This is a genomic window from Paenibacillus chungangensis (genome assembly GCF_042675905.1).
Classification (GTDB): Bacteria; Bacillota; Bacilli; order Paenibacillales; family Paenibacillaceae; genus Pristimantibacillus; species Pristimantibacillus chungangensis.
The window spans coordinates 92,626-107,499 of record NZ_JBHTJZ010000035.1; the positions used below are offsets into that span (position 1 = coordinate 92,626).

General features: G+C 51.1%; 11 protein-coding genes. 9 read left to right on the forward strand and 2 right to left on the reverse strand.

Going from position 1 to position 14,874, the window contains the following annotated elements; all coding sequences use genetic code 11:
* The first annotated feature begins 92 nt into the window (after window positions 1-92).
* The 8 genes from ACFQ2I_RS18895 (at window position 93) to ACFQ2I_RS18930 (ending at window position 8,777) form a co-directional block, all read left to right on the forward strand.
* Window positions 93-1,172 carry an acyltransferase family protein gene (locus ACFQ2I_RS18895; RefSeq protein WP_377566979.1) on the forward strand — a complete coding sequence of 360 codons (1,080 nt, stop codon included), beginning with the start codon at window positions 93-95 and terminating at the stop codon, window positions 1,170-1,172.
* A 162-nt stretch (window positions 1,173-1,334) separates the two neighbouring features.
* On the forward strand, window positions 1,335-2,327 hold the full coding sequence (locus ACFQ2I_RS18900) for an HRDC domain-containing protein (protein WP_377566980.1): 993 nt from the start codon (window positions 1,335-1,337) through the stop codon (window positions 2,325-2,327).
* 173 nt (window positions 2,328-2,500) lie between these two features.
* Window positions 2,501-2,962, forward strand: a complete 462-nt coding sequence (locus tag ACFQ2I_RS18905) for a chemotaxis protein CheX (protein ID WP_377566982.1) — start codon at window positions 2,501-2,503, stop codon at window positions 2,960-2,962.
* Between the two features lie 136 nt (window positions 2,963-3,098).
* On the forward strand, window positions 3,099-3,872 hold the full coding sequence (locus tag ACFQ2I_RS18910; RefSeq protein ID WP_377567004.1) for an SDR family NAD(P)-dependent oxidoreductase: 774 nt from the start codon (window positions 3,099-3,101) through the stop codon (window positions 3,870-3,872).
* 30 nt (window positions 3,873-3,902) lie between these two features.
* Window positions 3,903-5,273 carry a DEAD/DEAH box helicase gene (locus tag ACFQ2I_RS18915; protein WP_377566984.1) on the forward strand — a complete coding sequence of 457 codons (1,371 nt, stop codon included), beginning with the start codon at window positions 3,903-3,905 and terminating at the stop codon, window positions 5,271-5,273.
* Window positions 5,274-5,375: 102 nt separating this feature from the next.
* On the forward strand, window positions 5,376-6,638 hold the full coding sequence (locus ACFQ2I_RS18920; RefSeq protein WP_377566986.1) for an S-layer homology domain-containing protein: 1,263 nt from the start codon (window positions 5,376-5,378) through the stop codon (window positions 6,636-6,638).
* Between the two features lie 136 nt (window positions 6,639-6,774).
* On the forward strand, window positions 6,775-7,524 hold the full coding sequence (locus ACFQ2I_RS18925) for an ABC transporter ATP-binding protein (protein WP_377567006.1): 750 nt from the start codon (window positions 6,775-6,777) through the stop codon (window positions 7,522-7,524).
* Entirely contained in the window at window positions 7,524-8,777 is a 1,254-nt protein-coding gene (locus ACFQ2I_RS18930) for an ABC transporter permease (RefSeq protein ID WP_377566988.1), read from the forward strand. The genes ACFQ2I_RS18925 and ACFQ2I_RS18930 overlap by 1 nt, the downstream gene beginning before the upstream one ends.
* 59 nt (window positions 8,778-8,836) lie before the next feature.
* On the opposite strand, the gene ACFQ2I_RS18935 is transcribed toward ACFQ2I_RS18930, so the two are convergent.
* Both ACFQ2I_RS18935 and ACFQ2I_RS18940 read right to left on the reverse strand, forming a co-directional pair.
* Entirely contained in the window at window positions 8,837-9,529 is a 693-nt protein-coding gene (locus tag ACFQ2I_RS18935; RefSeq protein WP_377566990.1) for a response regulator transcription factor, read from the reverse strand.
* Between the two features lie 55 nt (window positions 9,530-9,584).
* The gene (locus ACFQ2I_RS18940) at window positions 9,585-10,979 is read right to left on the reverse strand and encodes a sensor histidine kinase (RefSeq protein ID WP_377566992.1); all 1,395 of its coding nucleotides are present in this window, start codon (window positions 10,977-10,979) and stop codon (window positions 9,585-9,587) included.
* A gap of 245 nt (window positions 10,980-11,224) precedes the next feature.
* On the opposite strand from ACFQ2I_RS18940, the gene ACFQ2I_RS18945 reads away from it, so the two are divergent.
* The coding region (locus ACFQ2I_RS18945; RefSeq protein WP_377566994.1) for an RCC1 domain-containing protein at window positions 11,225-14,874 on the forward strand (3,650 nt) is incomplete at its 3' end.

The window sequence follows — 14,874 nt, forward strand, 5'->3', positions numbered from 1 at the left end:
AGATTGTACTTGAAGAAAGGAAGAATAAGAAGTAATATGTTTATGAGTTATTGTTCTTTATAACGAATGAAATACAGGGGGGCATTCAGGAAATGGAATTATCGAAGCAAGATACCCGGGACTTGAAAGGGATAGCCATTTTGCTTATGGTGTTGCTTCATTTGTTTGCGAGAAAGGAAGTAGGGGACCTCTACATTACGGATCCGGCATGGAACGGTGTACCGCTTGTCTACTACCTTGCTTTGCTTGGCGACGCGTGCCGCCCCATTTATTTGTTTGTAACAGGTTATGCTTTCTATGTCATGAGCAATCGTCCTCTCCGTGAAAGTGTAAGGAAAAATCTGTTTCGCATCCTTAAGCTATACGTCAACTACTGGATCGTATTTCTGCTGTTCGTACCGCTTTTTTTCATCGTGCGTCCGGAGCAATGGGAGCAGGTGAAAACATACATGCTCGCGATGGACTTTCTTGGATTATCCAATCATATGAACGGCGCCTGGTGGTTTGTACAGATTTATATTCTGATGGTTTTGTTCTCGCCTCTTCTGCTTGCAATTGTAAAGCGGGTACATTATACTCCGCTGCTTCTCATTGCGGGAGCTCTATATTTGTTCTCTCATATGCAGCGGTACTGGGCTATCATCGATATCGGGCAGAATAACGTACTCTTATATGTCAATAATGTCGGCGTATTGTTCGGCACCTCCGTTTTTTCGTTTGTCGTCGGGGCGCTGTTCGCCAAATATAAAGTCTATTCACGTATCTATAACAGACTTCATAAACTGCCCCATCTCCAAATCGTCTGTCTGCTTGGATTCGTTCTCCTGTTTCTGTTCCATATGGCGATTGAATCCTCCGTCATCGCGCCGCTCAATGCAGTCGCTATCATTTGCCTCTATTTATTATTGAAGAAAGGACCGGCGGTGCGGAAGGGGATGGCTTATATCAGCTCGCACTCGACAAATATTTGGCTGACCCATATGTTTTTTTACCAAACAATATTCCCCGACCTTACCTTCTTCCCGAAGCATCCGGTGCTGATCTTCCTGTGGTTAATTTTATTATGTGTGGCAGCCTCGCTGGTCATTAAATCTATCACCAACCCCGTGTTTAAATGGATCGATAGCAAGCAGCGCCAAGCTGTTCCGGCTTCCGTTGCGATAAATGCATGATCCACTTGCCATAATTTTCACTTTGTGGTAGCATGTATACAAACGAACATAGGAAGAGATTGTCGGGGAAGCACCCCTTCTGCAGATCACTGCGGGAGGGGTGCTTTTTTGACGTCTGCTGACATGATTCGCCACATTAAGAATAGAAAGGTGTGTTACGCTATGGAAATCGTATTTTTGAACACATTCGAGAAGGCAGGAGTCGATCATGACGTGACAACGGCTCAGCTGTCGATCTGCGAACGGCAAGGCGTGTGGTCGGTGCTGTGGATGGAAGTGAAGGATCAGGAGGAGGAGCCGGTTACTTGGTTCGAGGGGACATCATGGGAGGAGATGTTAATGACATTCCGGCATGGCGTGGCCAAAGTGATGGGAAAAGGATATACGCCCATCATAGACGGCATGCTGGATGATGGCAGAACCATCAACGGAGGATTCCGTTCGATGCTGCAGTGCTACGGAGAATTACATTATAAGGATGAATTGTTCCAGCAGCTTCGGGAATGGCGTCGATCCGCTGCGACAACAGAGAGGAAATCCGCCTATATCATTGCGACCAACCGCATACTATGGATGATCAGCGCCTTCGTGCCGCAGACGAAGGAAGAATTGATGCAGATTCCCGGTTGGGGGGCAGCCAAAAACGAGCTTTACGGAGAAGCTGTATTAGCGATTACTTCCGGAACTGAGCGGAACACAACCTTCCCTCTGGATTGGGTCGCAGACGAACTGGATACCAGCAGCTACACCGAATGGCTGTTCAAGCAGAAAGAACAAAAGTATCAATCGTTGATGGAGCGTCATCGAGAGAACAAGACAATTCTCTCCATGCTTCATCGCGACGGTACGCTGGATCAACTGGAGAAGGAATTATCTCTACCTCGCAGGGAGCTTATAATGCGTATTGAACAATTGGATCAGGAAGGGTATGACATTGAACCGTTCCTGAAGAGGGAGCTGCTGACCGTTCCGGAGGAAGAGAAGCAGCGCGTGCGAGAATCGCTTTCCTTGCTGGGAGACCGCTATCTGAAGCCTGTCATGCAGCAAGTATACGGAGAGGGGAATGGAGAGGTGCAGGCGGACAAGCTATATGAGCGTCTGCGTTTGATTCGAATGAACTATCGGCGACAGCGGCATGAAGGGGCCGCAATTTAAAGACAGCGTTTATTACGACAATAACGTTTCTTTTGATACTTTCGCCATTCACTTTTTTATAGGTCTTAAGGCCGAATAATGATATCAATAGTATACTTGTCCTATTGTATCAAGTATAATGGTAGCTATAAAATGAATGGCGAATTTTGTCGAAAAAGGAGCGATTCCTCTTAATGAAGGCAGAGTATATTAATCCGTTTTTGGAGTCGGCCATCGTTGTCATCGAGCAAGTCGTACAAATACGGCCTGCAACGGGACAATTAGGTATGAAAGACATCACTTACATCGAGAACCACATATGGATTCAGATCGGTATGAATGGCCAAATGAACGGAAACATCGTATTCGGGCTAAGTGAAGGGGTAGCGTTGAAGATGGTATCGGCGATGATGGGCGGCTATGCGATCTCGGAGATTGACGAGATGGGACGTAGCGCTATCTCTGAGCTGGGCAATATGATTAGCGGGAACGCCAGCATGCTCCTGTATAACCAAGGCGTCACGGTCGATATTACCCCTCCTCAAGTGATCCAGTCTGCCGGCGCTATGAATTTTTCGGTAACGAAGGCGCTGACGGTTCCGCTCATTATGGATGGAATTGGTCAATTGGATATTCAAGTACTGGTTGCTTCTTAGCTGGAATGGCGGTGACAATAACCCTTGCGGCGCGTTTAACGGAACACGATTTCATCGTGTTTTTCCGTTTCTGCTGCAAGGGGATTTTTTTTGCTATGATGGCAGATATGAAGTACACTTGGATTGGGTGATGGAGATGTTGAACGGAACAATCGTATGGATCACTGGCGCATCCAGCGGGATCGGCGCGAAGACGGCTGCGCTGTTGGCCCAGCGAGGAGCGATTCCGATATTGACCGGGCGCAATGAACAGAAGCTAAGGGAGCATACAGCCCGGATCGGAGAACGATGCAGTTATTATGTGATGGATGTCACAGATGATCGGCAAGTTCAGGCGACAGCCGAAGCGATAATTGAACGATATGGCAGAATCGATATATTGTTGAACAACGCCGGTTATGGTGAGTTTTTGAATTTCGAGGATATGCCTGTCGAGCGCTTTCAAGCGATGATGGAGACCAATTATATGGGCATTGTGCGCTGCGCGAAGGCGGCCTTGCCCTATATGCAGCGGCAGGGAGGCGGGCACATTGTCAATATCGCTTCCATGGCGGGCAAGTTCGCTTCGGCGAAGTCTTCCGCCTACTCCGCCACCAAGCATGCGGTGCTCGGCTTGACCAATGCGATGCGCATGGAATTGAGGCCGCAGGGCATTCATGTATCGGCAGTTAATCCGGGGCCGATCGATACCGATTTTTTTTCGCTGGCTGATCCGGAAGGCCATTATGTGAACAATATAAAGTGGTTCATGATGAAGCCGGACTATGTAGCGTTATGCATCGTGCGCGTCATGGAGCGGAAGCGAGCCGAGCTGGACCTGCCCAAGGCGGCGGGCGTAGGCATGAAGCTGTACGGCTTATTCCCACGGTTAGCCGACAGACTGTTCGGCGGTATATTGAATCGGAAGTAACTCCATAGGGGTAAGAGAGGGTATTGATACATGGGAAAAACATGGTTAGAGCTGGGTATTCATGAGAAATTATGTCAGCTGCTTCGGGAGGAGGGCATCGGTCAACCGACAGAAGTGCAGCAAGCCGCTATCCCGGCGCTGTTAGAAGGCGGTGATCTGTCTGTACGATCCCAGACGGGCAGCGGCAAGACGCTAGCGTTCTTGCTTCCCGTCCTGCAGCAGCTGGACCCGAAGTCGGATGTTATCGGAGCGGTAATTCTGTCGCCTACGCAGGAGCTGGCGATGCAGATTGTACGGGTAGCGGAAAAGTATGCGGAACCGCTGGGTATCCGGGTACAGCAGTTAATCGGCGGGGCGGCGATGAAGCGACAGATTGAGAAGCTGAAGCTCCGACCGCAGCTGGTCATCGGAACGCCGGGGCGGGTACATGAGCTGCTCAAGGTGAAGAAGCTGAAGTTGCAAGGCGTCCGCCATGTTATTATCGACGAGGCGGATCAGACATTCCAGCTAGGATCATCCAGAGATCTGGAGTCCGTGCTGTTCAGTATGGGGAAGAATCGGCAGATGGCATTCTTCTCAGCGACCTTCCCGCCGGATATGGCACGATACGAGGGGCGTTGGATGTCGAACCCGGGCCATATCGGCATTCAACCGGACGTGCGAGTCGCGGAAAGCATTCAGCACTATTATGTGCAGTGCGATAAGCGGGACAAGTTCGATACCGTCAGACGACTACTGCGTCTGTTGAACCCTTCGTCCGCTCTGCTCTTCCTGAACGATACGAATGACATATCCAATTGGGAGTCGAAGTTGAAGTACGAGGGCTTCAGTGCAGAAGTGATCTACGGGGATGCGGATAAGCAGCGCAGAGCTGCGACGCTGGCCAAGTTCCGCGACGGTCGCTGCCAATTGCTGCTTGCGACAGATGTGGCCGCCCGCGGACTGGACATCGAAGCGTTGCCGCTTGTGCTCCAGCTTGATCCAGCTATAGATGCCGACCATTATGTGCATCGCGCGGGACGTACAGGAAGAATGGGGCGCTCGGGGACAGTTGTCACGATTATCTCGCATCAGGAGAAATTCATTATGAACAAGTTCCGCAAGGAGCTTGGCATCGCCCTTGAAGAGCGGACGATGTTCCGGGGCCAACTGTTGACGGAGGAGCAATTAAGCGAAGCGACCCGCTATAAGCCGAAGACGTCAGCGCCATCCCGGACGAAGCAGCCGGATTCTGCTCCGCGACCACCTGTCACAGCTCACGAAGCAGCCGTGACTACTGCCAGTGAACGGTCGAAGCCGACACCGGCTCCGAGCCGGAAGAAATCCAGCAGGAAGCGCGACGACAAGAATAAAGGCGCGCCGAAATGGCTGAAGGAGAAACGTCAGCAAGATAAATCTTAATATTTTTTAAGGCCACCCCTTGAAACGATCCGATCTCTCCGAACATTATGGGCGAAGGATAAAATGCGGCTTGTCCGCAATCGTTAAAGGAGAGTGGCTTTTTTGACAGGAAAAAACAAATGGAAAAAAACACTGATCGGTTCAATGGCCCTTGTATTGCTGGCGAGCGGAGGCACTTCGGCATTAGCCCATGGCAAGGGACATGACGATGATCGTGGCAAAGGGAAAGGCTGGTATGACGATAAAAGAGATTATGACGACGACGATGACGACGATGACGATGAAGACGACGACGATGACAAATATAAAGTAAGATGGCACTTCGAAGATGAAGAAGAGCTGGAGTGGGCGATGGAGTACATTATGCGCTTGGCGTCCAAAGGGGTATTCACCGGCTATGAAGACGGTACATTCAAGCCGAAGCAAAAAATATCCCGCATTGAAACGCTGACTGCCGCCGTCCGTCTGATGGGGCTGCGCGCGCAAGCGGAATCGGCAGAAGAGATGAGCACAGAGCTGCAGTTCAAGGATGCCGATAAAATCGAGAAGAAATATCCATGGGCAGTGGGCTATGTAGCGGTTGCTCTGGAGAATGACTTGTTCTTCGAAAATGAATCCGAAGTAAAGCCGGAAGCAAACGCGACAAGATTGTGGTCTACGATACTGCTCATTAAGGCGTTGAAGCTGGAGGATGAAGCGAAGGCGCTTAACAATACGAAGTTGGACTTCAAGGATGCGCATGAAATTCCGGCCGGTTCTGTCGGCTATGTGGCGCTGGCGCTGCAGAAGGGGATCATTACCGGATATGAAGATAAGCGCGGCAACAAAACGTTCCGTCCGAACCAGCCGGTAACCCGTGCAGAGCTTGCTGCGCTGCTGGACCGTACTGACAGCGAGATGCCGGACCATGACGCCAGCGCGATATACGGTGAGGTGAAAGTTGCTCCGACCAATGGCGCATTGACAATTACGAAGAACGACGGCACCCTGTTGACATTGCCGTTCGACGCCAACGTCTTTATTTTCAGAGATGATGTGAAAGCGCCGATCAGCGCTCTGCAAGCGGGCGACAAGGTGTTCCTGCGTACATACCAGGGCAAAGTCGTCTTCATTGAAGTGACGCAAAATGCGGAAGAGGATGACATTACGGAAGTGGGCCTTATTCAATCCTTAACCTTTAATTCTAATGCCAAGCTTCAGAAGCTTACCTTAAAGGTGACAACGAATAATGAAACCAATTATGTCATCTACGATATCGCTGATGACGTAGTCATTGTAGGCGATGTTGCCAAGCTGAAGGCGGACCAAGTCGTCAAGGTCTCCGGTGACGACAACAAAGTGGATCGTATCGAAATTCTGTCTTAATGCGACAAGCTGTTCCTCGGTTGATGGGGAGCAGCTTGTTTTCTTATACATTTCGGGTCCCCGTAATTTTGCTATCCTTGGAGGAATCCTTTATGCTGATGTAAAGTGGTTATTATAGGAAGATCCGGGGTGAAGGATAGTGAGTGTACTGCAGGTAGCAGGATTAACAGGGGGATATAATCCCCGTAAGCCCGTGTTGCATGACGTCAGCTTTCAGGTGGAAGCGGGCGAGATGGTCGGTCTGATCGGATTGAACGGCGCGGGCAAAAGCACAACGATCAAGCACATATTGGGGCTGTTGACTCCGCAGAGCGGAAGTGTACGAGTGGCTGAGGTGACGCTGGCGGAAAATTCGGAACGATACAGGGAGGCTTTCGCTTATGTGCCGGAGTCTCCAGTCTTGTATGACGAATTGACAGTGGAGGAGCATTTGCGACTAAGCGGCATGGCTTACGCTGTCAAGGACAGCGATTATGATCGCAGAGTGGAGTCACTGCTGCGTCGGTATCAGATGGAGCCGAAGCGGAAGGCGTTCGCTGCCCACTTGTCGAAGGGGATGCGCCAGAAGGTGATGATTATGAGCGCATTGTTGGCTGCTCCTCCGCTATACATTATTGATGAGCCTTTCCTTGGGCTTGATCCGCTGGGTATACGCTCGCTGCTGGACGAGCTTGAAGCAGTGAAGTCGCAAGGGGCGGCTATTCTGATGAGCTCTCATATTCTATCCACGGTGGAAGCCTATTGCGACAAGTTCGTCGTGCTTCATCACGGAGAAGTGGTGGCTTACGGTAATCTTGAGCAAGTGCTCTTGGCTGCCGGATTGGAGAAGGGGAGGGGGACGCTGGAGGAGGCGTTCTATCGACTGGTCGCCGGAGGTGCCCCGTAATGGCCGCCGCGTGGAAGCCAGAGTCCATTAGGCGAGATCGGGCTGCTGCCTTCCGCCGAGAGATCATGCCTTATATTCGCTATATGGGACAAAGCGGCTTTCCTGGCTTCCTGTCGCTGGTATTTATCGTGTCGGCAATCGGCTATGGGAAGTTGATTAGCGATCTGCCCTCTAATTTCCCTATTGCAACGACAGGTGTTGCCGTTCTGACACCGGTATTGTGCTGGAGCCCGCTGCGTACCTTGCTTCGTCCGGCGGATACGGTCTATCTGATGCCGAAAGAGCATGAGATGGGCATATACTTGCGGGACTCGCTGCTTCGTTCAGCAAGATTGAGCTTCTCCGTTGCGGCAGTTGTGCTTCTCTTGTATATGCCGATTTATCGTCAAGGCATTCATGAGGGCGAAGCGGCCATCCTGGTGCTGACCGCAATTGCTCTGAAGCTGGTTAATGCCGCTGGAGCTTGGAGAGAGCGCCAGTTGAACTGGAGCTCTCAGCGTACGGCGTATCGCTTGCTTAGATGGCTGCTGACTGCCGCTGTGTTGTGGGTAGCGTTAAGCTATAGCTGGTGGATAGCATCTGGGACAGGCATACTTGCTCTTGCCATCATGGCGCTTCTGTATCGGCTTCCCAATGCGCAGAAGCTGCCCTGGGAGCGATTCATTGAAGAAGAGGCGAATACGCGAAGACGGATTGGGCTGTTCTTCAGTATGTTCATCGATGTGCCAGTAGTGTCTTCACGCATCAAGCGCAGGAGCTATCTGGCATGGCTGCTGCCGACAATAAGCTTCAGCAGGTCGCGTACATTCCAATATTTATATGCGGCTACTCTGTTCCGCACGGAGATAGGCGGAATTCTTGTCCGCTTGCTTCTGCTGGGTGGAATAGTCGTATTCTGGGCTGCGGGAGAAGGGTACGGCCAAGGATGGGGTGCGGTACTGGCTTATCTGTTGTTCACGCTGTTCTATTGTGTGCAGCTCGGCAGTCTGAGGCATAGCCATCGCTATACGGTATGGAAGCAGATCTATCCGCTGCCTGAACGCCAACACATGGATGGAGTCATGTCAGTTGACAGATGGGCGAGCTTGACGGGAGTGATCTTGCTCTGGCTGCCTTGCGGGATAACGCTCTTCATTCGAGACTTAGCGCTCCCCGCTGTTGCCGCTCTCGCAGCTGCATTGCTGTATGTTGGCGTGTGGCGACCATCGCGGCTTCGGGGCAGAATGGAGAAGGAACTGGATGAGGACGCATAAGAAAGTCGAATATAGGGAAGGGCGGTCCTGTTCATCGCGAAGGACAGCCCCTTCCTTGATCAACTCTCTGTAAATCGATATCCGATTCCGCGTATCGTCTGAATGTATGAGGGCATCTTCGGATTATCTTCGATTTTTTTTCGCAGGAAATTGATATATACGCTAAGACTATTAGGGTCATATTGATCATGATTCCAGACGGCTTGATACAGCTCGTCTTTCGTGAACGTATGACCGGGCTTACGCATAAATACCGATAGCAAGTCGCATTCTGTTTGCGTGAGCTGGAATTTCTCCCCTTCTTTTTCCATCGATAGCGAGTCTAAATGAAGAATAATAGGCCCGAATTGAAGGCGATTGGCAGTTACCGTGGTCAGTGGACTTCGACTTCGCCGAATATTGGCCAGCACCCGGGCAACGAGCTCGCTGGGGATGAATGGTTTGGTCACATAATCGTCCGCTCCCAAGCCAAGCGTTTTGATTTTTTTCTCCGTTTCGCTTAAAGCGCTCACAACAATGACAGGGGTGTGGTTATGGGAAGATCGGATATGCTGCAGAGCTTGCAAGCCATCCGTGTCATCCATCATCAGATCCAATATAATTAAATCAAAGGATTCCCGCTGCAGCAATTGCAACGCTTCCTCTCCGCTACTTGCCTCTGCATAAGGCATGCTTTCTTCTTGCAAGTGAATGCCTATTAAATGACGAATGTCCGGGTCGTCATCTACGATAAGGATTCGGGAATCAGTCAAGTGGGTTACCTCCTCGTGATAGCGACACGCCTACTTTTTTAATGTAACTATTATATCACCGGGGCAATGTCACCGTGAAGCGCGTTTCCTTGCCGGGTACGCTGTACAGGGACACCTCTCCACCATGGGCATGAGCGATTTCCTTAACAATGGATAATCCAATGCCGAAGCCCTCGCTGCTTCGATTCTGACTGCCCTGATAGAATCGGTCAAAGAGAAACGGCTGCTGTTCTGGGGGAACGCCTTGTCCGCGATCGATGACAGATAGGGATACCCCCTCTTCCGTCTCCTTGTACTCCACTCTCAGATAATTTCCAGCTGCTCCGTATTTTATCGCGTTATCGATCAAGTTGCGCATCGCACGTTCCAGTAAGTTAACATCAGCCATCAAGGTCATGCTTATTTCCGGAATTGAAATATCCATTTCGATGCCCTTTGACTCCAGCACCGCGATGTATTCTGCCAGAACTTTTCTTAACATTCCAGCTAATTGGGTAGGGCTTTTCTGAATTTGTACGCCATGTAGATCGTATTGCGACACTTGAAACAACGCGTTAATCAGTTTTTCTATGTATTGCGAGCGGCTTAGGATAATAGCGGCATGGGCTTGCAACTCGTCTTCGTTTTTATATATGCCTCTCTGTATGGCTTGCGCGTAACCAAGAATATTTGTGAGAGGCGTCCGCAGATCATGAGATAAGTTGGAAATCAACGTTTTTCGCTTGGTTTCCTGATCTTGAATCTGTGCGACTTGCTCACGAATCCGCTTCGACATCGCATTGAAATGATGGGCGAGTTGACCGATTTCATCGTTATGGTCGTCATGGATTTCACGGCGGCGATCTATCGACATGCCAGACAGGGCTTCATTTATCCCTTTTAACCGTTTGCGCAAAGCATGAAAGAAATGATAGGTAAAGAAATACGGCGTAATGATAAATACGAGAAAGGGAATGAACAGAGAGAGAAGAGACGTCCATGAACGGAAATATAAAAGCATTTGTGATTCCCTCATGGCTTCCGGGGGGATCTCAATATACAAATAGTAGTTGTGCCCCGAAATGTCGGCCGGATACATCATACTGACGGGGTGTTCCAGGTCCCAATAGGTGTCCGATTCGTTAGCTAGCAGATGGATGAGCTCGGAAGGGCTGTATGCCTGCGTTCGACCGTCCGAGGCATATACAATCGCACCGTCAGTATGGAGCCACTCAAAAACAAATGAAGGGTGCTGGGATTGATAGACCTCCGTGACTTCAATGAGCGTTGCCTCCTTTCCCCCGTTTTGATTGACCTCTAAGATCATTTCGTTTGCCATTGCTTTTAATGTTTCATAGGTATGGCCGGGCTGCAATATTTGTCCTAAGGTGAGAGCAAGCGTGACGGCCAACACAATAGCTGCGGCGCTGCTGACAATAAAGTACAGCCATAATTTCAAAGAGAGTTTCATAATTTCGCTGTAGCCTCCAAAAAAGTGATAACCGCCTATTCATGTCCTCTGAAGAAACGTGTTTGTACTATAGTACAACAATCCTTACAAGATTGAATACTTTATCCAAATGAGAAAAGAGAAATTTTAAGAATCCTTTAAGAATACATGGCGGCAAATATGCGAGAATAAGCAAGCATCATAGCCAATTCTACATTGCGAGTCGTATAGAAGCTATGAAATGAAGAGGAAGAGGAGCGCGAAAGGTGAAAAGAAGAGTTCAAAGCAGAGTGTCTATGATCCTGGTCCTTATACTAGTAATAAGCGTGATCGAACTGCCCGGATGGCAGCCTACCGCAGCAGCGGCACAATCAGCATCAGGTTCACGAGGCGTCGTGGCCATTGCGGGCGGAGGTCATCATTCCTTGGCGTTGAAGGCGGATGGCTCCGTTGCAGCGTGGGGATCTAACAACCACGGGCAAGCCAATGTTCCCGCCGCTGCGGAGAACGGCGTAGTGGCCATTGCGGCTGGCGAATACTATTCCTTGGCGTTAAAATCGGACGGCTCCGTCGTCGCCTGGGGAAGAAATGATAGCGGTCAATTGAATATCCCTGCCGCTGCACAGAGCGGCGTCGTGGCCTTTGCGGCCGGACGCAAACATGCGCTGGCTTTGAAGTCGGACGGCAGTGTTGTTGCCTGGGGCAATAATCTTTACGGTCAAGCGACTGTCCCTGCCAATGCGCAAAGCGGTGTTGTGGCGATTTCGGCAGGATTCAATCATTCCTTGGCGTTAAAGGCAGATGGCAGTGTTGTCGCGTGGGGCGACAATGCATTTGAACAGACGGGCGTCCCGACCGCGGCGCAAAATGGTGTTGTGGCGATTGTCGCTGGGCTCTACCATAGCTTGGCGTTGAAGACGGATGGCTCCGTTGTAGCGTGGGGAGATAATAATTTTGGTCAAGCGAGTGTCCCTACCAATGCGCAAAACGGTGTTGTCGCAGTTGGAGCAGAAAGTAGTTACTCCATCGTATTAAAGGAGGACGGCTCTGTCGTAGTCTGGGGAAAATATTATAATTTTGATTGGACGACTGTCCCTGTTGATGCGCAGAGCGGCGTCGTGGCGGTTGCCGGTGGATTCAATCATATTATGGCGTTAAAGGCAGACGGCAATGTAGTGGCCTGGGGAATGAATGGCTATGGTCAACTAAATGTCCCGGCACAAATATCGAAGCCAGTAAAAGCAAGAGGAATCGCTGCTGGTTATAACCATTCCGTAGCCTTGAAGTCGGACGGAGGTGTCGTCGCATGGGGGAGGAATGATAGGGGCCAAACGAACATCCCGCCGGCAGCGCAAAGCGGCGTGGTATCGATTGGTTCTGGTTACAATCATACTGTGGCGTTAAAGTCGGATGGCAGTGTCATTGCATGGGGGGATTCAGAGCATGGAAAAACGACGATTCCAGTCGCAGCGCAGAGCGGTGTGGCGTCGATTGTGGCAGGAACTAACCATTCTGTGGCGTTAAAGACGGATGGTAGTGTCATCGCGTGGGGGATCAACAATGCAGGTCAAGCGACAGTCCCGCCCGCAGCGCAAAGCGGCGTCAAAGCGATTGCGTCTCAAGGCAATCATACTTTGGCATTAAAGTCGGACGGCAGTGTGGTGGGATGGGGTTATAATGTTAATGGCCAAGCGACTGCTCCGACTGCAGCACAGAGCGGCGTGGTATCCATTGCGGCCGGACCAATCCATTCTTTAGTATTAAAATCGGATGGCAGTGTGGTTGCGTGGGGCGACAATAGATTTGCTGTAACGGACGTCCCGTCTGCAGCGCAGAGCGGGGTCGTAGCGATTGCTGCTGGATTCGAGCATTCCTTAGCGTTGAAGTGGGATGGAAGTGTCATCGCTTGGGGTAGTAACAATTACGGGCAAACGACCGTTCCGACTACAGCAAAGAGTGGTGTCGTAGCGATTGCTGCTGGAGGATACCATTCCTTGGCATTAAAGGCGGACGGCAGCATCGTGGCATGGGGGGATGGGAGCTATGGTCAAGCCCAGATCCCTGGCAATATGAATTTAAATAATATGAACGTCGATGCAGGTATGATTAGCCCGAACTTCCATCCCAATGTCACCAGTTATACGGGATACGTCAACCCCTCGGTCGCGAACGTGAATGTAACGGCGACGCTGGCGAGTCCCCAATATGCCGAACTTCAGATCAACGGGACTTATGAGACAAGCGGATCGGCAGTTCATGTTCCATTGACAGGAGACTCCACTGTCATTCAAGCGCATGTGGAGCCATACTTCCTGAACGGAAAGACATACACCCTAACCGTTATGAAGGATGCAACAGCGCCTTCCGTCAGCTTGGGCACCAACGGAAGTGAGAGTTATGCGGCATCTGCTTCGACCACCGTTACCGTGAGCGATGACGAGAGCGGCGTCGATCCGGACAGCCTGCAATATATATGGACACAAAGCTTCAGTACGCCGGACGGCGGCGCCGCATGGGCAAGCTTCTCTAACGGGGATGCTTTATCGCGCAGCGGTGTGAGTGGCGATTGGTATTTACATATCAAGGCTGCTGATGAAGTGGGCCATGTTGTCAATGCCGGATCGAACCGCTTCCGTCTGGACAACAATACTCCTGTGGTCAGCTATGGCACGGACGGGAATGAGACGTATGCGCCATCAGCTTCGACGACTGTCACTGTTAGCGATGGCGAGAGCGGCGTCGATTCGGACAGCCTGCAGGCTGTCTGGACGCAAAGCTCCAGTACGCCAGACGGCGGTGCAGCATGGACCGGCTTCTCAAGCGGGGACACTTTATCGCATAGTGGTGCAAACGGCGACTGGTACTTGCACATCCGGGCTGCCGATGAAGCGGGCAATGATGTGGCTGCCGGATCGAACCGCTTCCGTCTGGACAACATGGCTCCTGCGGTAGAGATCGAGCTGCAGAAGCAGGATGGTTCTGCTTATACAAGCGGAAGCTGGACGAATCAGAATGTGACGGCCAGCATAAGCGCCTCGGACGGGCTGAGCGGACTCGACAGTCTGCAGTATTCGCTGGATAACGGCAGCATGTGGGAACCTTACAGCGCTCCGCTTTCCTTCACAGCCGAAGGTGCACATACGTTGATGGTGAGGGCAATGGATAAGGTCGGCAATATAAGCTCACCGACCCGCTTGATCAATATCACTCGCAGCGGATTGGAGCTTGATGTCGCCTTGAAGCTGGACAACGGCAGCGAATATAACGATGGCGATTGGGTGAATCAAAGTGTGACGGCAAGCGTGTATACGAACCAGACGACAGATGGAGTGGATGTACTCTCCACAACCTATTCCCTGGATGGAGGATCGTCCTGGCAGCCCTATGCCGCGCCGATTGCGTTCAGCAGTGAAGGCCAACACACGTTGGATGTGAAAACGGTAGACAGTGCGGACAATGTGCTGACGGCATCCTACGTAGTCCGGGTGGATACAACCGTACCGGTCGTACATTTGGGCACGAACGGGAATGAAACGTATGCCACATCGGCTTCCACTGTCGTAACCGTCAGCGAGAATGGAAGTGGCATGGATCCGTCCAGTCTGCAATATGTATGGACGCAGAGCGCAAGCACACCGGACGGGGGTGCGGCATGGAGCGGCTTCGCAAGCGGAGACACCCTGTCGCTGAACGGCGTGGACGGCGACTGGTATTTACAAGTGCAAGCGAAGGACATAGCGGGCAATGAGGTACAGGCCGGGTCGCATCGCTTCCGTATGGACAACAGCGCACCCGAGGTCGTCTTTAATATGAACGGGAATGAAACCTATGCCACATCGGCTTCCACTGCTGTAACTGTCAGCGATGATGGGAGCGGCGTCGATCCGTCCAGTCTGCAGTATGTATGGACGCAGAG

Coding starts and splice junctions, on each gene's coding strand:
- ACFQ2I_RS18895 (WP_377566979.1), top strand. CDS start 93: ATGGAATTATCGAAGCAAGATACCCGGGACTTGAAAGGGATAGCCATT.
- ACFQ2I_RS18915 (WP_377566984.1), top strand. CDS start 3,903: ATGGGAAAAACATGGTTAGAGCTGGGTATTCATGAGAAATTATGTCAG.
- ACFQ2I_RS18930 (WP_377566988.1), top strand. CDS start 7,524: ATGGCCGCCGCGTGGAAGCCAGAGTCCATTAGGCGAGATCGGGCTGCT.
- ACFQ2I_RS18940 (WP_377566992.1), bottom strand. CDS start 10,979: ATGAAACTCTCTTTGAAATTATGGCTGTACTTTATTGTCAGCAGCGCC.
- ACFQ2I_RS18900 (WP_377566980.1), top strand. CDS start 1,335: ATGGAAATCGTATTTTTGAACACATTCGAGAAGGCAGGAGTCGATCAT.
- ACFQ2I_RS18910 (WP_377567004.1), top strand. CDS start 3,099: ATGTTGAACGGAACAATCGTATGGATCACTGGCGCATCCAGCGGGATC.
- ACFQ2I_RS18905 (WP_377566982.1), top strand. CDS start 2,501: ATGAAGGCAGAGTATATTAATCCGTTTTTGGAGTCGGCCATCGTTGTC.